Source organism: Pseudomonas sp. JBR1 (assembly GCF_028198185.1).
In the GTDB taxonomy this organism is placed as follows: domain Bacteria; phylum Pseudomonadota; class Gammaproteobacteria; order Pseudomonadales; family Pseudomonadaceae; genus Chryseomonas; species Chryseomonas oryzihabitans_E.
The window spans coordinates 3909810-3932976 of record NZ_CP116340.1; the positions used below are offsets into that span (position 1 = coordinate 3909810).

Sequence of the window (23167 nt, forward strand, 5' to 3'; positions counted from 1 at the left end):
AGGGAAAGTCGGCTGCCGCGCGACGCCTGACGTGGCGCCGCGCTTCGAGCATGAAAAAGCCCGGTATGTTCCGGGCTTCCAGGGTCTGAGCAGGTTTGGGTGAGCTAACCTTCGGTTGCATCACACTCGGGGCCTGCGGCGAAAGCTCAGGTTGTCGATCAGGCGGGTCTGGCCAAGGTAGGCCGCCACCAGCAGGACCAGCTCGCGGGCGTCTGGCCCGACCGGTTGCAGACTCGACTGCTCGCGCAACTCCAGGTAGTCGACTTTAAGCCCCTGAGCTTGCAGTTCGGCGACACCCGCGGCCAGGACCGGCTCTATCGCGGCGCCAGCGGCGAGCTGATCGACCAGGCGCCTGAGCAGGCTGTACAGGCAGGGCGCACTGGCGCGCTGACCGTCATCGAGATAGCCGTTGCGCGATGACAGGGCCAGGCCATCGGTGGCCCGTACCGTGGGTTGGGCAACGATCTCGATGGGCATGTCCAGGTCCTGGACCAGCTTGCGGATTACCGCCAGCTGCTGATAGTCCTTTTCGCCAAAGACCGCCACGTCTGGTTGCGCCATCTGGAAGAGCTTGGTGACCACGGTGGCCACGCCTTCGAAATGGCCAGGACGGCGGGCGCCGCAGAGGCCTTCGGACACGCCCGGCACCCTCACCCGGGTCAGGCCGTCCATGCCATTGGGATACATCTCGCCAACCGCTGGCGCGAACAGCAGGTCGCAATGGGCCTCGTTCAGCTGACGGCTGTCTTCCGCGAGGGTGCGCGGATAGGTGTCCAGATCCTCGCCGGCTCCGAACTGCAGTGGATTGACGAAGATGCTCGCCACCACGAAGTCGGCGTGCTGGCGGGCGGTATCCACCAGGGCGATATGGCCAGCGTGCAGGTTGCCCATGGTCGGCACCAGGCCGATGCGTAGACCCTGACGGCGCGCGGCGGCAACGGCGGCGCGCAATTCGCGGACGCTATGGACCGTATTCATGCGGAAAATCCGTGTTCGGGAGCGGGAAAGCTGCCGTCCTTGACGGCGGCGACATAGGCCGCCAGGGCAGCCTGGATGCTGTCCTGACCGGCCATGAAATTGCGCACGAACTTCGGCGTGCGGCCACGTAGGGCCAGGCCGAGCATGTCGTGCAGCACCAGCACCTGGCCATCGGTGGCGGGGCCGGCGCCGATGCCGATCACCGGTACCCGGGCGGCCCGGGTGATTTCCTCGGCCAGCGCCGAAGGCACGCACTCCAGCAGCAGCATGGCCGCGCCGGCTTCTTCCAGCTCGCGAGCGGCATCGCGCAGCTGCTGAGCCCGTAGCGGGTCACGCCCCTGCACCTTGAAGCCACCGAAGACATTCACCGACTGGGGCGTCAGGCCCAGGTGGGCGCAGACCGGTACGCCATTGGCGGCCAGACGGCGAATCGGCTCGGCCAGCCAGGCGTCACCCTCGAGCTTGACCATCTGCGCGCCTGCCTGCATCAGGCGGCCGGCGCTGGTCATGGTCTGTTCCAGGGTGGCATAGGTCATGAACGACAGGTCGGCGACGATGAAGGCGCCGGCATGGCCACGCTTGACGCAGGCGGTGTGGTAGACCATGTCGTCGAGGGTCACCGGCAGGGTGCTGTCGTGACCCTGCAGCACCATGCCGAGAGAATCGCCGATGAGCAGCATCTCGACGCCGGCTTGGCTGGCGGCCTGGGCGAAGGTGGCATCGTAGGCGGTCAGCATGGCGATCTTTTCGCCACGCTGCTTGAGCCCCTGAAGGGTCGTGAGGCTGATATCAGGCATGCAAGGGTCCTCGTGGGACGGCGCTATGGTTGTTGTCTGGCGCCGCGGGCGCGGGTCGGCCGCGCGAAAACGGCTGCTATAGTCCCGGCGCATCCGGCACAAGTCAATGCTCGGTGTTACTGGTGTGTTACCGGGTAGGTAACGACGCTACCAGTCGCTCCAGACCTTCGAAAGGACAGGCGGACAGCAGGTCTGGCAGGCGGCGGCCGTCGGGCAGTTGCAGCTCGGGCGCAAGGTCTGCCAGCGGATAGAGCACGAAGGCGCGGGCCTGCAGATGGTAATGGGGGACCTGCAGACGTGGCTCGTCGATCAGCCGTTCGCCAAACAGCAGGATGTCGATGTCCAGGGTCCGCGGACCCCAGCGTTCATCCTTGCGCACGCGGCCTTGCTGCTGCTCGATGGCCTGGGTGGCGTCGAGCAGCGCCAGGGGCGCGAGGCAGGTATCCAGGGCCGCGACGGCATTGACATAGCGCGGCTGGTCGGGTGGTCCCAGGGGGTCGCTGGCATAGAAGGCGGAGACCGCGACCAGCTGGCTAGCGGGCAGCTGGGCCAGGGCTTCCAGGGCCGCGTCCAGCTGCCGCCGGGGCTCGGCCAGGTTGCTGCCCAGACCGAGATAGACCCGTTCCATCATTCGTCGCCGGCCGTGGGGGCATCCGAGGTGCGCCGCTTGCGATTGCTGCCGCCACGACGACGGCGCTTGGCGGGCGCGCCGTCTTCCCGGCTGAGGTTCTTGATCATCTCGCGCCGCTGGCTGTCGCCGACTTCCTGATAGCGCGTCCACCATTCACCGAGTCCGCCGGTTTCCTCACCTGCGCTCTCGCGCAGCAGCAGGAAGTCATAACCGGCGCGGAAGCGCGGATTCTCCAGCAGCTGATCGGCGCGCTTGCCCTGACGGCGGGGCAGGCGTTCCTGCATGTCCCAGATCTCGCGCATGGGCATGGTGAAACGCTTGGGCACGGCGGTGCGCTGGCACTGCTGCAAGGTCAGGTCGTGAGCGGCTTCCTGCATCGCTGGAATCGGCGGCAGACCACGCTCCTGATGATGACGGACGCGCTCGGGCAGCGCCGGCCAGAGCAGGGCCGCGAACAGGAAGGCTGGAGTGACCGGCTTGCCTTCGCGGATGCGGGTGTCGGTATTGGCCAGTGCCTGCCGGATCAGCGTACCGGCGTACTCCGGATCGCGCTCCAGGGCTTCGCCGCTGGCAGGGAACAGCGGAGCGAACAGGCCGTACTGGCAGAGCAACTCGAAGGTGCGCTCCGCCTTGCCGCCAAGCAGCAGCTTGATGATCTCGTCGTACAGCCGCGGCGCCGGAATGTCGCGCAGCAACGGCGCCAGGCGGCTGATGGGTTCGGCGGTAGCCGTCTCGATCTGGAAATCCAGCTTGGCGGCGAAGCGTACGGCCCTGAGCATTCGCACCGGATCTTCCAGGTAGCGCTGCTCGGGATCGCCGATCAGGCGGATCTGGCGCAGGCGGATGTCCTGGGCGCCGTTGGCGTAGTCGAGGATGCGCTCGCCACTGGCATCGTAGTAGAGCGCGTTGATGGTGAAATCGCGCCGCTCGGCATCCTGTTCCTGGTTGCCGTAGATGTTGTCGCGCAGGATCCGGCCGCTTTCATGGCGTGAGCCCTGGGCCTCGTCCTCGGCGTCGCCGGTGGGATGATTGGCGCGGAAGGTCGCGACCTCGATGATTTCTCGACCGAAATGCACGTGAACCAGCTTGAAGCGGCGACCGATCACCCGGGCGTTACGGAATTCAGCGCGCACCTGCTCGGGCGTGGCGCTGGTGGCGACATCGAAATCCTTGGGCTCGAAGCCAAGCAGCAGGTCGCGGACGCAGCCGCCGACCAGGTAGGCCTGATAACCCGCTTTTTCCAGTCGATCAACGACGCTCAGGGCGTGACGACTGATTCGCTCTCGTTCCAGAGCATGCTGACTGCGGGGCAATTCGATGGGCAAGGCAGGCGCGGACGGAGTACGTCGCAGGGGCGAGCGCAGAGTCTGGATCAGCTTCTTCAGCATGCGAGTTTCTGTTTGGAGAGACGGCTATACGCAATCTGGGCACGAATTGATGCCGTTGCGCAATAGATAAGGAAGGGATCTTGAACGAGGGAGGGGAGGCTGTCAAAGGCACTGGGGGAGCCGAAGCTCCCCCCCAAAGTGGTACGTGCTTTGTTTTTATTGTTTATCCAGACCTTTTGTTTTTCTTGTGTGGTCTGTCCCGTGCGGATACCGGCCGCCGGAAAGGCTCTGAAGTCTAGAGCCAAGAGCAAACGGATTACTTTGGAAGCTGAGGTCGTCAGGATCATTCCTGCAGTGCCTGGTACGGGTGCTGCCTTGAGGCAGTTTTGTTGTTCTCTGTCCTGACATCGCGCGGAGCATCCCGCAAGACGACTCTTCTCCAAAATGATCAGTTAGCTACGCCTCCGCCTGCTTGTTCTTGTTGTGCTGGAGTCGCTACGTCTTGTTTTTGTTATGGAGTGAGATACGTTTTTATTGTTGTTGTGCCAGAACATAAAGCAGATGCCGTGCCAATTTTTAAAAAGCCTTTGATTTCAATGGCTTGAAAAAAATGTAGCCCTTTTGCCTAATGGCTACAGACGTATTTTCGTTACCGCTGAACCCGCTTCCTGTTACGGCGGTAACACATTGCAAAGGATGTGCAGGGGAGAGGAGGGGGTGTTACCGCGGGGCGCCGCGAAGAATCACGCGCCCCTGGCCAGCCTCAGCTGGCGTCGCTGCTGGCGCTGGCCTTGCGCCGGGGGATGCCCAGGCGCTGACGTCGTTCCCACAGGCACTTGCGACTGACACCGAGCTTGCGGGCCAGCTCGGTCTCGGTCATGTGGTCCTGGTGTTCGAGCACGAAGTGCTGGAAGTAGTCTTCCAGCGACAGATCCTCGGTGGGCTCATGGGCGCCGTTGCCGTTGCCCAGGCCAGAGGTGGGTAGCGGATCCAGATAGCTGTCGGCCAGGTCCAGTTCGCCGAGCTCCACATCGATGCCCAGCTGATCGGCATTGATTTCCTGCCCTTCGCTGAGAATCACCGAGCGCTCGATGGCGTTCTCCAGTTCGCGCACGTTTCCCGGCCAGGTGTAATGGCGAATGGCGGCTTCGGCCTCGGCACCGAACTTGAGCCCCGGACGACTCATGCGCGCCGATTGGCGGGCGAGGAATACCCGAGCGATCTCCATGACATCGCCGCCACGCTCGCGCAGGGCGGGCAGTCGCAGGGAGATGACATTGAGGCGATAGAAGAGGTCTTCGCGGAACTGGCCGATCTTGGCCAGGCCCTTGAGGTCCCGGTGGGTCGCAGCGATCAGGCGCACATCGACCTTTTGCGACTGCACCGAGCCGACGCGGCGGATCTCGCCCTCCTGCAACACGCGCAGCAGGCGTGCCTGGGCTTCCAGCGGCAATTCGCCGATCTCGTCGAGAAACAGGGTGCCGCCGTCGGCCGCTTCCACCAAGCCGGTGCGGCTGGCGCTGGCACCGGTGAAGGCGCCCTTTTCGTGGCCGAAGAGCTCGGATTCGATCAGGGTTTCGGGAATGGCCGCACAGTTGACCGAGATCAGCGGCGCCTTGGCGCGCCGCGACAGGTTGTGCAGGGCGCGCGCCACCAGCTCCTTGCCGGTACCCGATTCGCCCTGGATGAGCACGGTGGAATCGGTGGGGGCGACCTTGCGGATCTTGCCGAAGAGATCCTGCATCGGTGCGCAGTTGCCGATGATGCCGATCTCGCCGGTGGCTGGCGGCGGCGTGACGCTTTCCTCGGCGGTAACCGCTGGGCGCTGCTCACGCTCTACCAGGATGCGTGCTACCGCCTGCAGCATCTCGTCGTGATCGAAGGGCTTGGCGATGTAGTCCACCGCACCCTGCTTCATGGAGTCGACCGCCGATCTCAGGCTGGCGTAGCTGGTCATGATCAGTACCGGCTTGCCCTTGGCGAGATCGATCATCTCGGTGCCGGGCGCGCCAGGGAGACGCAGATCGCTGATGACGAGATCGAAGCTGGGTACGTCGTAGAGGTCCTGGGCTTCCTGCACGGAACCGGCCTCGCTGACGCGGAACTGGTTGCGCTCGAGCAGGCGCCGCAGCGCCGAGCGGATGATCTTCTCGTCTTCGACAATCAGGATATGGGCCATCAAGTGCGCTCTCTTACGGGAAGGCAAGACAACCCACGCCAGGCAGCGTGTCTTGTCGCGGTCGTCTGGACTTCCGAATGCTTTAGCAGATCCATCCAGCAGGCGGATGGGTCCGTCACGGCGCCTCCGGCAACCCGAGATAGCGCGGCAGCAGTACCCGAATGCGGGTGCCCTGGCCGGTCACGGGGTCGGTAGGACTATCGATCATTATCTGACCATAATGCTCTTCTACGATGGAATAGACCAGCGCCAAGCCAAGCCCTGTCCCCTTGCCCGGATCCTTGGTGGTGAAGAAGGGTTCGAACAGGCGACTGATGATGGCTTTGGGGATGCCGCTGCCTTCGTCTTCGACGCTCAGGGTCACGGTCTGGCCATGGGCTTCGCTGCGCACCCGGATCGGCGCACCGGCGGGGGAGGCGTCGCGAGCGTTGGATAGCAGGTTGATCATGACCTGCACCAGGCGCTGGGGATCGCCCTGCACGAAGTGCTCGGGATCGCAGAGGTTGAAGAAGTCGACGTCCACGCTCTGCCGGTTGAGCGAGAGCAGTGCGATGGCCTCCTGGGCCGCCTCGGCCACGCAGACCGGTTCGTGCGCCTGCTGGCGCCCGCCGGCATGGGCGAAGCTCATCAGCGACTGGACGATGCGGGTAATGCGGCGGGTCTGCTCGATGATCTGGCTGCTGATCTCGTCGATCTCCTCGTCCGCCTCACGCTCCTCGCGCAGATTCTGCGCCAGGCAGGCGATGCCGGTGACGGGATTGCCGATCTCGTGAGCCACGCCTGCCGCCAGGCGGCCGATGGAGGCGAGCCGCTCGGAGTGGATCAGGCGGTCTTCCAGCAGTTGGGTCTCGCTGATGTCTTCCACCACCAGCACGGTGCCGTTGCTGCCCACCGCCAGGGGTTCGTCGATGGTCGCCTTGTGCAGGTTGAGCCAGCGCTGTTCGTGCTCCTGGGACAGGCGCTGCTTGTAGAGGTGCTGCTGCGCCGGCTCGGCGAGAAAGCGTTCGAACAGGTCCTGCCAGGGATTGGGCAGGGCGCTCAGGCGCGAGCCCACGACCCGGGCGCCGTCGATGCCGGTGAGGTCTTCCATGGCACGGTTCCACATGAGGATCTCGCGGTCCCGGGCCAGGGAGCAGACGCCCATGGGCAATTCCTGCAGGGTCTGCCGGTGATAGCGGCGCAGGGCGTCCAGCTCGGCGGCAAGACCGGTCAGGCGCGACTGGTAGTCTTCCAGGCGGTTCTCGATGAAGTGGATGTCCTCAGTGGCATAGGCCTCGCTTTCCGCCTTGAAGGGCAGAAAGGTCTCGACGATGTCCTGGGCGACCCGCGGGCCCATCAGGCCGGACAGGTTGGCCTCGATGCGATCGCGCAGGCGGCGCAGGGCATAGGGGCGGCGCTCGTCGTAGGGCAGCAGCAGATCGGCCAGGGCCCGCTCGACCTCCTTCTGCGCGGTCTTGGCACCAAGCGGCTTGGCCAGCTGGGCAGCGAAGTCCTGGGGCGAGCTGGCTGCCAGTTCTCGGCGCTGCGGGCGGCGGACGTTGTCGACCGCGCAGGCTTCCGCGGCGCTCTTCTCTTCTTCGCTGGCCTCGGTGAAGAGCGAGACCAAGGCGAACACCAGCACGTTGACGGTCAGCGAGGCCACCGCGGCGAGGTGCCAGTTGCTGGCGCTGATGCGATAGCTGAAGACGCCGATGTGCAGCGGGTTGATGTCGGCTACCAGCGGCATGAGCATGCTCAGGAACCACAGGCCAAGGCCGCACAGCAAGCCGGCGATGAAGCCCTTGCGATTGGCCGTCTGCCAGTAGAGCACCGAGAGCGCGCCGGGCAGGAACTGCACGGTGGCGACGAAGGAGACGATGCCCAGGCTGGAGAGATCACCATGGCCCTGCAGCAGGCGATAGAAGCCGTAGCTGCCAAGGATGATGGCGGCGATCAGCATCCGGCGGGTCATGCGCAGCCAGCGATAGATGTTGCCGTCGGTGGGCGGCTGGTAGAGCGGCAGGACGATGTGGTTGAGCAGCATGCCCGACAGCGCCATGGTCACCACGATGATCAGGCCGCTGGCCGCCGACAGGCCACCGACGAAGGCCACCAGTGCCAGCAGCGGATTGTCCAGCGCCAGGCCCACGCCGAGGGTGAAGTACTCCGGTGGCGTCGGCGAACCCAGCGCCAGGCCGCCCCAGAGAATCGGTGGCACCGCCAGGCTGATCAGCAGCAGGAACAGCGGCAGGCCCCAGCTGGCGCTGACTAGCGCCTGGGGACTGAGGTTCTCGGTGAAGGCCATGTGGTACATGTGCGGGGTGACGATGGCCGCGGCGAAGAACACCAGCAGCAGGATCCGCCAGGGGCCTTCCTGCAGCGGGGTGTGCAGGGTGGAGAGGGCGCTCTGGTTCTGCTGCAGCCAGGTCTCCAGGCCGTTGGGCCCGCCGAACACGGTATAGAGGGTGACGCCGCCGACGATGCCCAGCGCCAGGAGCTTGACCAGGGATTCGAAGGCGATGGCCACCACCAGGCCTTCGTGACGCTCCTTGGAGTTGATCTGGCGCGCGCCGAAGAGCATGGCGAAGAGGGTGATCAGCAGGCAGAAGCCCAGCGCCGGGGCGTCCTGAGCGCGGGCCTGCACCAGGATCCCGGTGCTGGTGGCCACCGCCTGGATCTGCAGTGCCAGGAGGGGAAGCACCGCGATCAGCATGCCCAGGCTGGTCAGGGCGCCTGCCCAGGTGCTGCGGAAGCGGAAGGCGAAGAGGTCGGCCAGGGACGCCAGCTGGTAGGCGCGGGTCAGCCGCAGGATGGGATAGAGCAGCACCGGCGCTAGCAGAAAGGCGCCGCACAGACCCAGGTAGTAGGCGAGAAAGCCGTAGCCGTAGTCATAGGCCAGGCCCACGGTGCCATAGAAGGCCCAGGCGCTGGCATAGACCCCCAGCGACAGGGTGTAGATCAGCGGATGGCGCACCAGGCGGCGCGGCACCCAGCCCTTCTCGGTTATCCAGGCGACGCCAAAGAAGATCAGCAGGTAGCCGGCGCTGATCAGGACCAGTTGGGACAGACTAAAGCTCGTCGGCATCGCGCTGGCTCTGCAGGATGAAGGTCACCACGATGAGGATGAGCCACAGCAGGTAGGGGCGATACCAGGCGCCGCTGGGAGCGATCCACCAATCCATGATGGCGGGGGAGAACAGATAGATGCCTACCACGAGGAGCAGGACCAGCCGGTAGATGTACATGCGCGGTTCCCGAACGGCGATGGCGCCATGGTAAAGCAAAAGCGGTGTACCCCGGAGCGTGACGGCTCTACCGTAAAGGCTTCTTTGCTCGCAGGAGAAAGACGATGACCCGACCCCGACTCGCTGCCGTGCTGGAAACCGCGCTCTACGCCGCCGATCTGCCCAAGGCGCGGCGCTTCTACGAAGAGGTGCTGGGACTGGCCCCGATGTTCGCCGATGAACGCCTGGCCGCCTACGCCGTGGGTGCCAGTGTCTTGCTGCTGTTCCAGCGGGGCACCACCGAGCAACCGGTGAGGCTGCCAGGCGGCTGCATTCCGCCCCATGGCGCCCAGGGCTGCCAGCATCTGGCCCTGGCGATCGCAGCGGAAGAGCTGGAGCCTTGGGTCGTACAGCTGGAAGCGGCCGGGGTGCCCATCGAGGAGCGCACCCAGTGGCCGCGTGGTGCGGTCAGTCTGTATTTCCGCGATCCGGATGGGCATCTGCTGGAGCTGGCGACCCCCGGACTCTGGCCCAATTACTAGGCGGGCAACTGCGCCTCGGCCAGCTGGGACACCCGCGGGATCAGGCTGGCATCCCAGTGGGCGACGCCCCAGGCGAGTACGCTGGCCGGTGCTTCCTTGGCCAGCGCCGCGTGAGTCGGCTGGCCCAGGGTGCGCAGGGCGCGTACCAGCAGGGCCCCGGCCTGTTCGGGTGGCAGCGGCGGCGAGCGATAGCGCTTGCCCAGCTTGTGGCCATCGGGCTGGATCAGCAGGGGGACGTGCAGATAGCGTGGCGCCGGGTGGCCGAGGAGTTCCTGCAGATAGAGCTGACGTGGCGTGGAGTCCAGCAGGTCGGCGCCGCGCACCACGTCGGTCACGCCCTGCAGGGCGTCGTCCATCACCACGGCCAGTTGATAGGCGATCAGGCCATCGCGCCGCTGGATGACGAAGTCGCCCACCTCGCGGCCCAGGTGCTGGCGGAAGTCGCCCTGCACCCGGTCGGCGAAACGGTATTCCAGCTCGGGTACGCGGATGCGGATGGCGGCGCCCGTCTCTGGCAGGCCGCGATTGCGGCAGTGGCCGGGATAGAGGCCGCCAGTGCCTTCGAGCTGTTTGCGTGAGCAGTCGCAGGCATAGGCCAGGCCACTGGCCAGCCATTGCGCGATGGTGGTGCGATAGGCGTCCAGGCGCTCGCTCTGGCGCAGCACCGGACCGTCCCAGTCGAAGCCATAGGCTTCCAGGGTGGTGAGGATGGCCGCCTGGGCGCCAGGGACCTCACGGGGTGGGTCCAGGTCCTCCATGCGCACCAGCCAGCGGCCACCCGCGGCACGGGCGTCGAGGTAGGAGGCGAGGGCGGCGACCAGGGAACCGAAGTGCAGATAGCCGCTGGGCGTAGGGGCGAAACGACCGACATAGGGGCGCCTGGACATAGCTCATCCTGTGAATGCCGGAAAGAACAAAGGGCGCCGTAGCGCCCTCGTCGGTGAGACCGTCGGACTCAGGTCCCGGTCTGCTTCTCGCGGATCTCGGCCAGCGTCTTGCAGTCGATGCACAGACTGGCAGTCGGACGGGCTTCCAGGCGACGGATACCGATTTCCACGCCGCAGGAGTCGCACCAGCCGTATTCGTTGTCTTCGATCAGCTGCAGCGTCTCGTCGATCTTCTTGATCAGCTTGCGCTCACGGTCGCGGGCACGCAGTTCCAGGCTGAATTCCTCTTCCTGGGTCGCGCGATCGGCGGGGTCGGCGAAGTTGGCCGCTTCTTCCTTCATGTGGTGCACGGTGCGATCGACTTCTTCGCGTAGCTCCTGCTTCCACCTGTTCAGAATGGCGGTGAAGTGGGCGCGCATGCGCTCACTCATGTATTCCTCGCCCTTGGCAGGCTGGTAGGGTTCGTAGCCACGGGCCAGATGATTGTTCTGCTGATTTGCTTCGCTGGGCATGATTGACCCTCTCACTTTCGCTGATCCTGTCCACAGGCTGGATGCGTCTCCAGGCCTCTCCATGATGGAACGCCCGGGGTCTGTGGCTGCCGATGGCGTCCCGCGCATTGCCGACGCCAGGCTGAATATGTTCTCGACTGGCCAGCCGCCCTGCGGATGCAAGCGGGCGAACTTACCAGAAGCTTCCAGGGGGCGCTACTACCGGCCTCCCGCTCCTTGCTGGCGCTCCGCCGGACGCGGCGGATGCCGGCCTGCGAAGCCTTGGTTAGAATCCCGCCTTCGCCACAAGTTCGGACCCCGTCCATGTCCAATTCCTACAGCGCGCGCAGCCGGGCTATCGAGCCCTTCCATGTGATGGCCTTGCTGGAGCGCGCCAACCAGCTCCAGGCCGCCGGGCACGACGTCATCCACCTGGAGATCGGCGAGCCCGATTTCACTACCGCCGCCCCCGTGGTCGCCGCGGGCCAGGCAGCCTTGGCGGCGGGCCAGACCCGCTACACCGCGGCTCGCGGCCTGCCGGAATTACGTCGCGCCATCGCCGCCTTCTATGGCGAGCGCTATGGCGTCGACCTCGATCCGGAGCGGGTGTTGATCACCCCCGGTGGGTCCGGCGCCCTGCTGCTGGCCAGCGCCCTGCTGGTCGATCCCGGTCGCCACTGGCTGCTGGCGGACCCTGGCTACCCCTGCAATCGTCACTTCCTGCGTCTGGTGGAGGGCGCAGCCCAGTTGATCCCGGTCGGGTCCGACACGCGCTACCAGCTCACCCCCGAATTGGTGGCGCAGCACTGGCAGCCGGACAGCGTCGGCGCCCTGGTGGCCTCGCCGGCCAATCCGACCGGCACCCTGCTCGATCGCGACGAGCTCGCCGGGCTGTCGGCAGCGCTCAAGGCGCGCGGCGGCCATCTGGTGGTGGACGAGATCTACCACGGCCTGACCTATGGTCTGGACGCACCCAGCGTGCTGGAAGTGGACGATTCGGCCTTCGTGCTCAACAGCTTCTCCAAGTACTTCGGCATGACCGGCTGGCGGCTCGGCTGGCTGGTGGCGCCGCGCGCGGCCGTGCCGGAGCTGGAAAAGCTGGCGCAGAATCTCTACATCAGTGCCTCCACCGTGGCCCAGCAGGCTGCCCTGGCCTGTTTCACCCCCGCGGCCATGGCCATCTTCGAAGAGCGCCGCGCGGAGTTCGCCCGTCGCCGCGACTACCTGTTGCCGGCGCTACGCGGGCTGGGTTTCGAGATCGCCGTCGAGCCTCAGGGCGCCTTCTATCTCTATGCCGACATCTCCGCCTTCGGTGGCGATGCCTATGCCTTCTGCCAGTTCCTGCTGGAGACCGAGCACGTGGCCATCACTCCCGGCCTGGACTTCGGTCGCCACCGTGCCGACACCCATGTGCGCTTCGCCTATACCCAGTCGCTGCTGCGCCTGGAGGAGGCCGTCGCCCGCATCGCTCAGGGCCTGCAGCGCTGGAGCGTACGGTGAGGTTCGAGCCGCCGCTGGAAGAAGGTCGCCTGCTGCGCCGCTACAAGCGCTTTCTTGCCGACATCGAGACCGCCGGTGGCGAGGTGCTGACCCTGCACTGCCCCAATACCGGTTCCATGCTTCATTGCCAGCCACCCGGCGCCCGGGTCTGGTTCAGCCGGGCCAGTGGGCCAAAACGCAAACTGCCCGGCACCTGGGAGCTGGTCGAGACAGACCACGGCCGCCTGGCCTGCATCAATACCGCCCGGGCCAATCGCCTGGTGGAGGAAGCCCTGCTGGCCGGCGGCATCGCCGAACTGGCGGGCTTCACCGCCCTGCGCCGGGAGGTGGCCTATGGCCTGGAAAACAGTCGCGCCGATTTCCGCCTGGAGTATCCCGCAGGTCCGCTGTACCTGGAGGTGAAGAGTGTCACCCTGGGCTTCGCCGATACCCCGGTCGCCGCCTTTCCCGATGCGGTGACCACCCGCGGTGCCCGCCATCTGCGCGAACTGGCGGCGCTGGCCGCGGCCGGTGAGCGAGCGGTACTGCTCTATTGCGTGCTGCTCGAAGGCATCGAGGCGGTACGCCCAGCGATAGAGATCGATGCGGCCTATGCCCTGGCCCTGGGCGAGGCCCGCCGTCAGGGCGTGCAGGTGCTGGCTTATGGGGCACGTCTCTCTCCTGCAGGTGTGCAGCTGGACCGACCGCTGCGCCTGGTTGACTGATGAGTCTGCCAAAAGCTGATTGGTCGGACAGGATCTGGCAGGCGCCTTGCTTGCGCTTGTCGCCCATCGATCGCCGCCCTCAGGCGATCCTGTTAGGAGTTTGCTGATGATCTCTGTGTTGGGCATGCTGTTGCTGGTGGCGATCGCCATCGCCTTTTCTCGCCAGCGGCGCGCCATTCGGCTGCGCACCGTGCTCGCGGCCTTTCTGTTGCAGGCCGGTCTCGGCCTGTTCGTGCTCTACATCCCCTGGGGCCAGCAGGTGCTCGGCAGCGTATCCGGCGCCGTCTCGTCGCTACAGCTCTATGCCGACAAGGGCATCGAATTTCTCTTTGGCGGCCTGGCCGGCCCCAGGATGTTCGAGTACTTCGGTAACGGCGGCTTCGTTTTCGCCGTGCGGGTCCTGCCCCTGATCGTCTTCTTCGGCAGCCTGATCGCGGTGCTCTACTACCTGGGCATCATGGGCTGGATCATCCGCCTGGTAGGCGGCGCGCTGCAGGCGCTGCTCGGCACCAGCCGGGTGGAATCCACCACGGTGACCGCCACCCTGTTTCTTGGCCAGTCGGAGATGCCCCTGGTGGTACGGCCCTTCATCGCCGAACTCACCCGCTCGGAGTTGTTCGCCATCATGGTCGGCGGTTTCGCCGCCGTGGCCGGCTCGGTGCTGCTGGGCTACGCCGGCATGGGCGTGGAGCTGAAATACCTGATCGCCGCCAGCTTCATGGCCGCACCGGGCGGGCTGCTGATGGCCAAGCTGATGGAGCCGGAGACCGAACAGCCACGCGACCAGGCCATGAAGACCCTGGGGGAGGGCGAGGAGCGCCCGGCCAACGTCATCGACGCGGCAGCCGAGGGCGCCCAGGTCGGCTTGCGTATTGCCCTGGCGGTTGGCGCCATGCTGTTGGCCTTCATCGCCCTGATCGCCTTGCTCAACGGCATTCTCGGCTGGTGCGGTGCCTGGTTCGGCCTGCCGCAGCTGAGCATGCAGCTGGTGCTGGGCTATCTGCTGGCGCCGGTCGCCTTCCTCATCGGCGTGCCCTGGAGCGAGGCGGTGCAGGCCGGCGGCTTCATCGGCCAGAAGCTGGTGCTCAACGAATTCGTCGCCTATGCCGATCTGTCGACCTACCTGGATCCCGTCAAGGCCGCGGCTGCCGGGGCACAACCCCTGTCGGCGCACACCCAGGTCATCGTCACCTTTGCCCTCTGCGGCTTCGCCAATCTGTCGTCCATTGCCATTCAACTCGGCGGCCTGGGCGGCATCGCCCCCCAGCGGCGTCACGAACTGGCCCAGCTGGGCCTGCGCGCCATGCTTGGCGGCACCCTGGCCAACCTGATGAGTGCGGCTTTGGCCGGCTTCTTTGTCAGCCTTTGAGTCGCGGCGGCCCGGTCGTCCGACCGGGCTACACTCACGCTCGCTCTTTTCGCTTTCCCGAGGTACTTCCCATGTCCGCTGTTCCTGCTGAAACCCTCGACCACCTGCTGACCGAGGCCGTCACCGCTTCCCAGCGTGCCTACTGCCCGCATTCCGAATTTCCCGTCGGGGCCGCCCTGCTGACGGCGGAGGGCACAGTCATCCATGGCTGCAACGTGGAAAACATCTCCTATGGCCTGACCAACTGCGCCGAACGCAGCGCTCTGTTCGCCGCCATCAGCCAAGGCCTGCCGCCACGCAGCTTCACCGCCATGGCCATCCATGCGCCAGGCGTTCCCCTGATCAGTCCCTGCGGTGCCTGCCGCCAGGTGCTGCTGGAGCTGATGGCGCCCGACGCGACCATCGTCTGCAGTGGCAGCGAGCCCGGCCGGACCCGTACCTGGACCCTGGCTGAGCTGCTGCCCGGCGCCTTCGAAGACTTCTAAGGAGTCCGCCCATGTGGCTCGCCCAGGAAGTGATCCGCCAGAAGCGCGATGGCCTGGAGCTGTCCGCTACGGACCTCCAGCGCCTGGTCCGCGGCATTGCCGACGACAGCCTCAGCGAAGGCCAGATTGCCGCCTTCGCCATGGCTACCCTGCTGCGCGGCATGACCGCCGCCGAACGTACCGCCCTGACCCTGGCCATGCGCGACAGCGGTCAGGTGCTGCACTGGGACCTGCCTGGTCCGGTGGTGGACAAGCACTCCACCGGGGGCGTGGGCGATCTCACCAGCCTGGTGCTGGCGCCCCTGCTCGCCGCCTGCGGCTGCCATGTGCCGATGATTTCCGGACGTGGTCTGGGGCATACCGGTGGCACCCTGGACAAGCTGGAAAGTATTCCCGGCTACCGCATTCGCCCTGGCCTGGCGCGGTTTCGCCAGGTGGTGGCCGAGGTGGGCTGCGCCATCGTCGGTCCCGATGCCGACCTGGCGCCAGCCGATCGCCGGCTGTATGCCATCCGCGATGTCACCGCCACGGTGGAGTCGGTGGATCTGATCACCGCCTCCATCCTGGCCAAGAAACTGGCCGCTGGCCTGGATGTGCTGGTCATGGACGTCAAGACTGGCGGCGGTGCCTTCATGGCCGAGACGGCGGCGGCGCAACGCCTGGCCGACAGCCTGGTCGAGGTGGCCGAGGCCGCGGGGGTACGTACCCGTTCGCTCATCACCGACATGAGTCAGCCCCTGGCCCGCAGTGCCGGCAATGCTCTGGAGGTGGAGGAGGCCATCGCCCTGCTGGCCGGCGACGTCCGCAGCGAACGCCTCTGGCGGGTGATCCAGGCCCTGGCCGAGGAGGCGCTGCAGCTGGCCGGACTGGCGGAGGATGCCGCGACGGCCGAGCGCCTGGTGCTGGATGCCTGGCGCAGTGGCGCTGCCCTGGAACGTTTCGCGGCCATGAATCGGGCGCTCGGGGGCCCGCCGGACCTGACCGACCGACCCTGGCAGCATCTGCCCCGGGCGGCGGTGGTGCAGGCCGTCCATCCAGCGCGACCTGGGTGGGTACAGCAGGTCGATACCCGCGCCCTAGGCCTGCTGGTGGTCGAGCTGGGTGGTGGCCGGCAACGCCCCGACGCCGACATAGACCCTGCCGTGGGCCTGGCCGAGTTGGCGCTGCCGGGCGAATGGGTAGGGGAGGAGCGACCGCTGGGCCTGATCCATGCCCAGGATACCGCCAGCGCAGAGCGGGCCGCCGCGCAGTTACAGGCAGCCTACTCGCTTGGCGAGGAACGGCCGGCAGCCAGCATGCCGCCCGTGCTGGATCGGCGCTAGTCACCAAATTGCAGACAAAAAAAGACCCGGCAGAGCCGGGTCCAAAACCGTGATTAGCCTGATGAGGAGATAACCCGAAAGACCAACTGCTGGACCTTCAGTTATCGACCGATCTCGCGACCGGCTGAGTTGAATAATAACAATTCTCATTCCATCGTCAAGCGTATTCGAGAATATTTCTTAATTACTGGCGGAAGGCTGTTCCGCAGCGCTGCGCAGGCGGGTGACTTCCTTGTTCAGGGTGTTGATATGGCGCGCCATGTTCTCGATCAGGCTGTGGGCAATGCGCGGGGTGGTTTCCATCAGCGAGACGAACTGGTCCTGGGGAATCACCAGCACCGCGCAGGAGGTCTTGGCGATGACGCTGGCGGTACGGGGCGTATGGGTGAAGACCGCCAGCGCCCCGACGATTTCGTCCTGGCAGACCTCGCCAACCTTGCAGCCATCCACCCAGGCCTCGGCATGCCCCTCGGTGATGACGAAGACATGCTCGGCGGAGTCGCCCTGGCGAATGATGACCTCGCCAGCGGCATAGCGGCGAAAACCGGTCGCTGGCTGGGTGACTGGCGGCTTCAGGCGGATCAGCGCCTGCGCCAGCAGGGATTGCTGGCCGAGCATGTAGCGCAGCAGGGCATCACGTTGGGCGGGGGTAGCGGTGGCCGCGGTAAGGAAGGCCTCCCGGTCATAGGGTTGCACCAGGACGTCGGCCTCGCTCTCGTAATTGAGCGTGGGCAGATCCAGGGTGCGCCCCAGGCCGATCAGGTCGCCTTCGTCGAGCTGGAACAGCGCCCGCTGATCCAGGACCACGCGCAATGGCCCGCGCTGGATCAGATAGACCTCATCGTTACGCATCCAGTCCTGCAGCAGCGCCGCCGGACTTAGCTGCAGCGGCTGCCGACTCGGCGCCATACCACTGAGCAGCTGCGCAGGAATGGCTTGCAGCGCCTGGCGCAACTGATCGACATAGGGGGGCTGATCGCCGATGAGGTACATGGTGCCAATTCCTTCTTGTTACGCAGAGGTTGTGACGTGGGTCGCACGATAAGCCGCTCGTCGGCGACCGTAAATCCACAACTCTGCGAGCTGTGACGGAACGCTTGTTCTGCCTTCCAAGAGGTCGCGATCAGGCCTCGGCGCGACCCAGGCGGCGCAGCAGGCGAGCCGGCAGGGCCTCCAGCTGTCCGGCCTGACCCAGCGCCACGATCAGCGCGCGATCCTGTTCGGCGGGCTCCAGCGGATCCTGCGCCTGACGCTGCGCCGCTACGACCGCGAGGGTGGCTTCGGAAGGGTCCGTTCCCTCGGCCTGCCGCTCCTGCAGCCAGTGTGCGATGAGCGCGTCGTCCGCCTGGCAATCGATGAACAACAGCGGGACGCCCTGGGCTTCCGCCAGCGTCTGGGCCGCCGTCCGTTGCACCTGCTTGAGGTAGGTGGCGTCGAGTACCAGCGGATAGCCGGCCGCCAGCACCTGGGCGCCGATCTCGTGCAGGCGGCCATAGGTGGCTTCGCCCGCCGCCGCGCTGTAGCGGGTGGCCTCGTCGCTGTCGGCATAGAGTCGCTTGCGTTCGACGTCGGATCTCAGGCGTATGGCGCCAAGCGCCTCGACCAGGGCCAGGGCCACGGTGCTCTTGCCGATGCCCGAGACCCCGTGCATCACCGCCGCGAAGGGCTGGGGCACCTGGGTATAGCCTTCGGCCAGCGCCGTGTAGCTGCGATAGCTGGCAAGGATCTCGGCGCGCAGGGCCGGCTCCTCGGCCTGGCCCAGGCGGAACAGGGCGATCTTGGCGCGCACCATGGCGCGATAGGCCTTGTAGAAGTCCAGCAAGGCCAAGCCGGCGTAGTCGCCGGTCGCCTCGAAGTAGGCGTTGACGAATCTGTTGCTCAGCGCCGCGAGGCCGCGGTCCTCCAGGTCCATGGCCAGGAAGCCGGCATCGCCCATGGTGTCGGTCAGGCGGAAGGGTTCGTTGAACTCGATGCAGTCGAACAGTACCACCTCGCCATCGAGCAGGGTGGCATTGGCCAGGTGGATGTCGCCGTGGCATTCGCGGATGTAGCCGTCGCGGCAGCGTGCCTCGAACAGTGGCAGCAGGCGGGCGTAGCTGGCTTCGGCCCAGGCTTCGAGCTGGTCCAGCTGCCTGAGGTCGGCCGCTTCGCTCAACATGGCGCGTATCTGCTCGAAGTTTTGCCGCACCGGCGCCATGGCGGCATCCGGGGTGCACAGCGGATGCTCGATCGCGACCTGGGGGGCCACCTGATGGAAGCGGGCGATCTGCTCGGCCAGGGCGTCGATGTGCGCCGGGCTCAGCTCTCCGCGCTTCTGCACTTCGCTGAGCAGCTGGCTCTGGGGGAATTCACGCATGCGCAGGGCGTATTCGATGACCGGACCGTCGCCACCCAGCCGGGGGGCGCTTTCAGTGCCGGTGATGGCCACCACGTCCTGGTAGAGGTCGCGTGTCAGGCGCTGGTTGAGCCGCAGCTCTTCCCGGCAGAAGTGACCTCGGGCATCCAGGTCGGTGAAGTCCAGAAAACCGAAGTTCACCGGCTTCTTGATCTTGTAGGCGACCTCGCCCGTCAGCACGACCCAGGAAATATGGGTTTCGATGACGCGGAACGCCGAAGTGGGGTGGGGATAGAGCGCCGGGTTCTGCAGGGCGGAAATCAGGAGCTGGCTCACGGGCGGTCCTTGTAGGGAATGGTTGCCGGCATTATCGCTGCCAGGGCTGCCCACGCAAGCCGCGATCCCGCCGGAGGCTCCCTTGAACCGCAGCTGACGAAGCGCTGGCTGGCCTGTGTCGGCTACCGGGCAAGTGCGTATAATGCGCCGCCATGAAGCGACCCCGATCCTCTCGTTCCCGCAAGCGCAAGACCTTTGATTGGCGCCGTCTGTCCGGTTGGGCAGTCAAGCTCGGTCTGGTCGCGCTGGTAGCCCTGGCTGGCGTGTGCATCTATCTGGATGCCGTGGTCCAGGAAAAATTCTCTGGCAAACGCTGGACCATTCCGGCCAAGGTCTATGCCCGGCCGCTGGAGTTGTTCAATGGCGTCAAGCTCAGCCGCGACGACTTCCTCACCGAACTCGATGCCCTCGGCTATCGCCGCGAAAAGACCGTGGACGGCCCTGGCAGCGTCTCCGTGGGCGCCTCCACGGTCGACCTGAATACCCGTGGGTTCCAGTTCTATGAAGGAATGGAGCCGCCCCGAGCGATCCGGGTCCGCTTCGCCGGTGGCACCGTTTCGGGTGTCAGTGCCCTGGACGGCAGCAACCTCGCCGTGGCTCGTCTGGAGCCGCTGATGATCGGTGGCATCTATCCGGCGCACAACGAAGATCGCATTCTCATCAAGCTCGACCAGGCCCCACCGCACCTGGTCGATGGCCTGGTGGCCGTGGAAGACCGGGAGTTCTGGCATCACCATGGTGTCTCGCCCAAGTCCATCGCGCGCGCCGTCTGGGTCAACGCCACCAGCGGTCAGGTACGCCAGGGCGGCAGCACCCTGACCCAGCAGCTGGTCAAGAACTTCTATCTCACCAACGAGCGCAGCATCACCCGCAAGGGCACCGAAGCGCTGATGGCCCTGCTCCTGGAGCTGCACTACAGCAAGCAGGAAATCCTCGAGGCCTATCTCAACGAGGTGTTCCTCGGCCAGGACGGTTCGCGCGCCATCCATGGCTTCGGTCTGGCCGCGCAATACTTCTTCGGGCAGCCCTTCAGCGAGCTGAAGCTGCATCAGGTCGCCCTGCTGGTCGGCCTGGTGAAGGGCCCGTCCTACTACAATCCGCGCCGCTACCCCGAGCGCGCCACGACCCGCCGCAACCTGGTACTCGACCTCATGGCCGAGCAGGGCGTGGTCAGCGCCACCGAAGCCGAGGCGGCCAAGGCTCGGCCACTGGGCATCACCAAGGCCGGCAGCCTGACCAACAGCTCCTTCCCGGCCTTCGTCGACCTGGTCAAGCGCCAGCTCAAGCAGGACTACCGCGACGAAGACCTCACCGAGGAAGGCCTGCGCATCTTCACCAGCTTCGACCCCATCCTGCAGACCAAGGCCGAGGCGGCCATGGCCGAGTCCATGAAGCGCATCGACGGCCGCAAGGGCGCGGAAAACGTCGAGTCGGCCATGGTGGTGACCAATCCGGAAACCGGTGAGGTCCAGGCCCTGCTCGGCGGTCGCGATCCGCGCTTCGCCGGCTACAACCGGGCACTCGATGCGGTCCGTCAGGTTGGCTCGCTGATCAAGCCGGCGGTCTATCTCACTGCCCTGGAGCGGCCCAGCAAGTACACCCTGACCACCCTGATCCAGGACGAGCCCTTCTCGGTAAAGGGTGCCGACGGCCAGGTCTGGCGGCCGCAGAACTATGAGCACAAGGCGCACGGTACCATCTTCCTCTACCAGGGGCTGGCGCACTCCTACAACCTGTCCACGGCTCGCCTGGGCCTGGACCTGGGGCTGCCCGAGGTGCTCAAGACCGTCGAGCGCCTGGGTGTGAGTCGCGCCTTGCCGCCTTATCCGGCGACCCTGCTCGGTGCCGGCGCCCTGACGCCCATGGAAGTGGCGACCATGTACCAGACGCTGGCCAATGGTGGCTTCAATACCCCGCTGCGCAGTATCCGCAGCGTGCTCGATGCCAATGGCGAGCCGCTCAAGCGCTATCCCTTCCAGATCGAGCAGCGCTTCGATACCGGCGCCATCTACCTGGTGCAGTACGCCATGCAGCGGGTGATGCGCGAGGGCACCGGGCGTTCGGTCTACAACCAGATTCCCACCAGCGTGAATCTGGCGGGCAAGACCGGCACCACCAACGATTCCCGCGACAGCTGGTTCTCCGGCTTCAGCCAGGATCTGCTGGCGGTGGTCTGGCTGGGGCGTGACGACAACGGCAAGACGCCGCTGACCGGTGCCACTGGCGCCCTGCAGGTCTGGAGCAACTTCATGCGCCGTGCCGATCCCGTGTCGCTGGACATGCCGGTGCCGGACAACATCGTCCAGGCCTGGGTGGATGCCACCACCGGCCGCGGCACGGACCCCTCGTGTCCCAATGCCGTACAGATGCCTTATATTCGCGGCAGTGAGCCGCCGCCCGGTGTTGCCTGTGGCGCCCCGGCTGCGCCTGCTGCCAGCGGGAACGGCAACGGCGGCAATCCGGTCATGGACTGGGTCAAGGGTTGGTTGAATTGAGAGGTTCCAAGGTGACGAAAGCAGTCTGGCCGGTAGTGATCGCCGGTGTTCTTCTCGCCGGTTGCGCCGCGCCGCAGCGTGGTGCCATCCCGGTAGTCGATTCCGGCGGCCCGGTGTCCAACGGCGAGCTCTATCGCCAGGGCAACAATCGCCCCTTGCCGGCTCAGCGCCAGGCACCGGTGGCTGCGGCGCCTAGCGCCTCGGCCGATTCCGGGGTGACGGTCATGGTGCCGGGCGGCAGTTCCGCGCCATTGGAGACCTATGCCGCGCCCGCCGCCTCCGCGCCGCTGATCACCTCGTCCAGCCCCAATGCGCCGGCCGCCCAGGCGCCGGTGCAGTCCGGCTACGCTCAGCCGGTCTATCCCCCTGCCAGTCAGGCTGGCTCCCCGGCCACCCGTACGGCGCCCACCGGCATACCCTCCGCAAGCAACACCAGTGGTGGTGGCCTGGCGGCCGACGAGCAGCTCGATGGCCCGGTGCTGGCCTTGCTGACCACCGCGCAGCAGCAGCAGAGCGGTGGCGATCTCAACGGCGCGTCCTCGAGTCTTGAGCGTGCCCAGCGCATCGCGCCTCGCGAGCCTCAGGTGCTCTATCGCCTGGCCCAGGTGCGTCTGGCCCAGAACGACCCCGCCCAGGGTGAGCAGCTGGCGCGCCGCGCCCTGAGCTACGCCAATGGCCGGCCGGCTCTGCAGGCCAGTCTCTGGCAGCTGATCGCCCAGGCCCGAGAGGCCCAGGGCGATGCGTCCGGCGCCGCCCTGGCCCGGCAGAAGGCCCAGGTGGGTACCTGATGGACGAGCGCCTGCCTGCCCTGGCCGATCAACTGCTGCACATCGAGCGCGAATTGCGCCTGCTTGGCTGGTGGTCGGCGCAGGCGCCCAGCGCCGAGGCCCTGGCCAGTCAGGAGCCTTTCTGCGTCGATACCCTGAGCTTCGCCCAGTGGCTGCAGTGGATCTTCCTGCCGCGGATGAAGCTGATCATCGAAAGCGACGCGGTACTGCCAGCGCGGTCGAGCATCCGGCCGATGGCCGAGATGGTCTACCAGGGCAACCTCGATCCGGTGTTGCCCCTGCTCGCTTCCCTGGCCGAATTCGATCGGCTCATCGAAAGCGTCTGAGTTATTTGCCGCAATTCTGCTCGATGGACAACTGGGTGTCGGCCAGTCGCTGCTGACGCTCTTCCTCGCTCAGCCGCCGCGTCTCGCCGCGACCGGACTGAACCAGGATGCGCGGGTTGTTGCGCAGCTGTGCCAGATTCTGGCGCGCCTGATCGCACTGCTCCTTGAGCTTGTTCTGCTCCTCGCGCACCTGCGCCTTCACCCGGCGATCCAGCTCCTGTTGCTGGGCATCATTGGACACCGACGGCTGCTGGGCGCCATTGGGCATCTTGTAGGTGGGTGCGCTGCCACTGCCATTGATCTGCGGCGCCGTCTTCACGTCCACCTCGTTGGCCTTCTGGCCTTCGGGTGGCTGGGCACTGAAATGGGTGACGCCCTTGTCGTCGGTCCACTTGTAGACCTGAGCGGCCTGGGCGGACAGGCTGCAGGCGAAAGCCAGAGCGGATAGCCAGAAGATCGAGCGCATGGGAA

21 protein-coding genes are annotated in these 23167 nt (G+C 66.0%); 9 read left to right on the plus strand and 12 right to left on the minus strand.

Annotated features, from left to right (window positions below):
• Positions 1 to 120: 120 nt before the first annotated feature.
• From panC to PJ259_RS18160, 7 genes are all read right to left on the minus strand, one after another.
• The gene (gene panC / locus PJ259_RS18130; protein ID WP_271653724.1) at positions 121 to 978 is read right to left on the minus strand and encodes a pantoate--beta-alanine ligase; all 858 of its coding nucleotides are present in this window, start codon (positions 976 to 978) and stop codon (positions 121 to 123) included.
• Entirely contained in the window at positions 975 to 1775 is an 801-nt protein-coding gene (panB, locus tag PJ259_RS18135; protein WP_271653725.1) for a 3-methyl-2-oxobutanoate hydroxymethyltransferase, read from the minus strand. Before panB ends, panC begins: the two co-directional genes overlap by 4 nt.
• 127 nt (positions 1776 to 1902) lie before the next feature.
• Positions 1903 to 2406 carry a 2-amino-4-hydroxy-6-hydroxymethyldihydropteridine diphosphokinase gene (gene folK, locus PJ259_RS18140; protein ID WP_423815069.1) on the minus strand — a complete coding sequence of 168 codons (504 nt, stop codon included), beginning with the start codon at positions 2404 to 2406 and terminating at the stop codon, positions 1903 to 1905.
• Complete coding sequence (locus PJ259_RS18145) at positions 2403 to 3794, minus strand: polynucleotide adenylyltransferase PcnB (protein ID WP_059313333.1); 1392 nt, start codon at positions 3792 to 3794, stop codon at positions 2403 to 2405. The genes folK and PJ259_RS18145 overlap by 4 nt, the downstream gene beginning before the upstream one ends.
• A gap of 703 nt (positions 3795 to 4497) precedes the next feature.
• Complete coding sequence (locus PJ259_RS18150) at positions 4498 to 5913, minus strand: sigma-54-dependent transcriptional regulator (RefSeq protein WP_271653727.1); 1416 nt, start codon at positions 5911 to 5913, stop codon at positions 4498 to 4500.
• Between the two features lie 115 nt (positions 5914 to 6028).
• Complete coding sequence (locus PJ259_RS18155) at positions 6029 to 8977, minus strand: sensor histidine kinase (protein WP_271653728.1); 2949 nt, start codon at positions 8975 to 8977, stop codon at positions 6029 to 6031.
• The gene (locus PJ259_RS18160) at positions 8961 to 9137 is read right to left on the minus strand and encodes a hypothetical protein (protein ID WP_007159707.1); all 177 of its coding nucleotides are present in this window, start codon (positions 9135 to 9137) and stop codon (positions 8961 to 8963) included. The genes PJ259_RS18155 and PJ259_RS18160 overlap by 17 nt, the downstream gene beginning before the upstream one ends.
• A 104-nt stretch (positions 9138 to 9241) precedes the next feature.
• Between PJ259_RS18160 and PJ259_RS18165 the strand changes: the two genes are divergently transcribed.
• Entirely contained in the window at positions 9242 to 9658 is a 417-nt protein-coding gene (locus PJ259_RS18165; protein ID WP_059313336.1) for a VOC family protein, read from the plus strand.
• Here PJ259_RS18165 and gluQRS read toward each other — a convergent pair.
• Both gluQRS and dksA read right to left on the minus strand, forming a co-directional pair.
• A complete protein-coding gene (gluQRS, locus tag PJ259_RS18170; RefSeq protein WP_271653729.1) occupies positions 9655 to 10545 on the minus strand; it encodes a tRNA glutamyl-Q(34) synthetase GluQRS in 891 nt (296 codons plus the stop codon). The genes PJ259_RS18165 and gluQRS overlap by 4 nt on opposite strands.
• 68 nt (positions 10546 to 10613) lie before the next feature.
• Positions 10614 to 11057 (minus strand): RNA polymerase-binding protein DksA, encoded by a 444-nt coding sequence (gene dksA / locus PJ259_RS18175; RefSeq protein WP_059313338.1) that lies wholly within the window; start codon positions 11055 to 11057, stop codon positions 10614 to 10616.
• 303 nt (positions 11058 to 11360) lie between these two features.
• Here dksA and PJ259_RS18180 point away from each other — a divergent pair, with 303 nt between their 5' ends.
• The 5 genes from PJ259_RS18180 to deoA all read left to right on the plus strand — a co-directional run bounded on the left by PJ259_RS18180 (position 11361) and on the right by deoA (position 16416).
• The gene (locus PJ259_RS18180) at positions 11361 to 12536 is read left to right on the plus strand and encodes a pyridoxal phosphate-dependent aminotransferase (protein ID WP_271653730.1); all 1176 of its coding nucleotides are present in this window, start codon (positions 11361 to 11363) and stop codon (positions 12534 to 12536) included.
• Entirely contained in the window at positions 12533 to 13240 is a 708-nt protein-coding gene (gene sfsA, locus PJ259_RS18185) for a DNA/RNA nuclease SfsA (protein WP_271653731.1), read from the plus strand. Before PJ259_RS18180 ends, sfsA begins: the two co-directional genes overlap by 4 nt.
• Positions 13241 to 13346: 106 nt before the next feature.
• Complete coding sequence (locus tag PJ259_RS18190) at positions 13347 to 14609, plus strand: NupC/NupG family nucleoside CNT transporter (protein ID WP_271653732.1); 1263 nt, start codon at positions 13347 to 13349, stop codon at positions 14607 to 14609.
• A gap of 71 nt (positions 14610 to 14680) precedes the next feature.
• Positions 14681 to 15094, plus strand: a complete 414-nt coding sequence (locus PJ259_RS18195; protein WP_271653733.1) for a cytidine deaminase — start codon at positions 14681 to 14683, stop codon at positions 15092 to 15094.
• A gap of 11 nt (positions 15095 to 15105) precedes the next feature.
• Complete coding sequence (gene deoA / locus PJ259_RS18200) at positions 15106 to 16416, plus strand: thymidine phosphorylase (RefSeq protein WP_271653734.1); 1311 nt, start codon at positions 15106 to 15108, stop codon at positions 16414 to 16416.
• 180 nt (positions 16417 to 16596) lie between these two features.
• On the opposite strand, the gene PJ259_RS18205 is transcribed toward deoA, so the two are convergent.
• Both PJ259_RS18205 and PJ259_RS18210 read right to left on the minus strand, forming a co-directional pair.
• Positions 16597 to 17409 (minus strand): cyclic nucleotide-binding domain-containing protein, encoded by an 813-nt coding sequence (locus PJ259_RS18205; protein WP_271653735.1) that lies wholly within the window; start codon positions 17407 to 17409, stop codon positions 16597 to 16599.
• Between the two features lie 130 nt (positions 17410 to 17539).
• Complete coding sequence (locus PJ259_RS18210; protein ID WP_271653736.1) at positions 17540 to 19087, minus strand: bifunctional aminoglycoside phosphotransferase/ATP-binding protein; 1548 nt, start codon at positions 19085 to 19087, stop codon at positions 17540 to 17542.
• 152 nt (positions 19088 to 19239) lie between these two features.
• Here PJ259_RS18210 and mrcB point away from each other — a divergent pair, with 152 nt between their 5' ends.
• From mrcB to PJ259_RS18225, 3 genes are read left to right on the plus strand one after another with little or no spacing between them, the layout of a single operon-like run.
• A complete protein-coding gene (mrcB, locus tag PJ259_RS18215; protein WP_271653737.1) occupies positions 19240 to 21582 on the plus strand; it encodes a penicillin-binding protein 1B in 2343 nt (780 codons plus the stop codon).
• Positions 21583 to 21593: 11 nt separating this feature from the next.
• Positions 21594 to 22370, plus strand: coding sequence for a tetratricopeptide repeat protein (locus tag PJ259_RS18220; RefSeq protein ID WP_271653738.1), 777 nt, complete (start codon positions 21594 to 21596; stop codon positions 22368 to 22370).
• Positions 22370 to 22696: a YqcC family protein gene (locus tag PJ259_RS18225; RefSeq protein WP_059313348.1), complete on the plus strand. Its 327-nt coding sequence runs from the start codon at positions 22370 to 22372 to the stop codon at positions 22694 to 22696. The genes PJ259_RS18220 and PJ259_RS18225 overlap by 1 nt, the downstream gene beginning before the upstream one ends.
• Before the next feature lies 1 nt (position 22697).
• Here the strand turns inward: PJ259_RS18225 and PJ259_RS18230 are convergent, their stop codons facing one another.
• A complete protein-coding gene (locus PJ259_RS18230; RefSeq protein WP_059313349.1) occupies positions 22698 to 23162 on the minus strand; it encodes a DUF4124 domain-containing protein in 465 nt (154 codons plus the stop codon).
• Between the last annotated feature and the right edge of the window lie 5 nt (positions 23163 to 23167).

Excerpts from the sequence above, each read along its gene's own strand:
- panC (WP_271653724.1), bottom strand. The coding sequence starts at position 978 with ATGAATACGGTCCATAGCGTCCGCGAATTGCGCGCCGCCGTTGCCGCC.
- panB (WP_271653725.1), bottom strand. The coding sequence starts at position 1,775 with ATGCCTGATATCAGCCTCACGACCCTTCAGGGGCTCAAGCAGCGTGGC.
- folK (WP_423815069.1), bottom strand. The coding sequence starts at position 2,406 with ATGATGGAACGGGTCTATCTCGGTCTGGGCAGCAACCTGGCCGAGCCC.
- PJ259_RS18145 (WP_059313333.1), bottom strand. The coding sequence starts at position 3,794 with ATGCTGAAGAAGCTGATCCAGACTCTGCGCTCGCCCCTGCGACGTACT.
- PJ259_RS18150 (WP_271653727.1), bottom strand. The coding sequence starts at position 5,913 with ATGGCCCATATCCTGATTGTCGAAGACGAGAAGATCATCCGCTCGGCG.
- PJ259_RS18155 (WP_271653728.1), bottom strand. The coding sequence starts at position 8,977 with ATGCCGACGAGCTTTAGTCTGTCCCAACTGGTCCTGATCAGCGCCGGC.
- PJ259_RS18160 (WP_007159707.1), bottom strand. The coding sequence starts at position 9,137 with ATGTACATCTACCGGCTGGTCCTGCTCCTCGTGGTAGGCATCTATCTG.
- PJ259_RS18165 (WP_059313336.1), top strand. The coding sequence starts at position 9,242 with ATGACCCGACCCCGACTCGCTGCCGTGCTGGAAACCGCGCTCTACGCC.
- gluQRS (WP_271653729.1), bottom strand. The coding sequence starts at position 10,545 with ATGTCCAGGCGCCCCTATGTCGGTCGTTTCGCCCCTACGCCCAGCGGC.
- dksA (WP_059313338.1), bottom strand. The coding sequence starts at position 11,057 with ATGCCCAGCGAAGCAAATCAGCAGAACAATCATCTGGCCCGTGGCTAC.
- PJ259_RS18180 (WP_271653730.1), top strand. The coding sequence starts at position 11,361 with ATGTCCAATTCCTACAGCGCGCGCAGCCGGGCTATCGAGCCCTTCCAT.
- PJ259_RS18190 (WP_271653732.1), top strand. The coding sequence starts at position 13,347 with ATGATCTCTGTGTTGGGCATGCTGTTGCTGGTGGCGATCGCCATCGCC.
- PJ259_RS18195 (WP_271653733.1), top strand. The coding sequence starts at position 14,681 with ATGTCCGCTGTTCCTGCTGAAACCCTCGACCACCTGCTGACCGAGGCC.
- deoA (WP_271653734.1), top strand. The coding sequence starts at position 15,106 with ATGTGGCTCGCCCAGGAAGTGATCCGCCAGAAGCGCGATGGCCTGGAG.
- PJ259_RS18205 (WP_271653735.1), bottom strand. The coding sequence starts at position 17,409 with ATGTACCTCATCGGCGATCAGCCCCCCTATGTCGATCAGTTGCGCCAG.
- mrcB (WP_271653737.1), top strand. The coding sequence starts at position 19,240 with ATGAAGCGACCCCGATCCTCTCGTTCCCGCAAGCGCAAGACCTTTGAT.
- PJ259_RS18225 (WP_059313348.1), top strand. The coding sequence starts at position 22,370 with ATGGACGAGCGCCTGCCTGCCCTGGCCGATCAACTGCTGCACATCGAG.
- PJ259_RS18230 (WP_059313349.1), bottom strand. The coding sequence starts at position 23,162 with ATGCGCTCGATCTTCTGGCTATCCGCTCTGGCTTTCGCCTGCAGCCTG.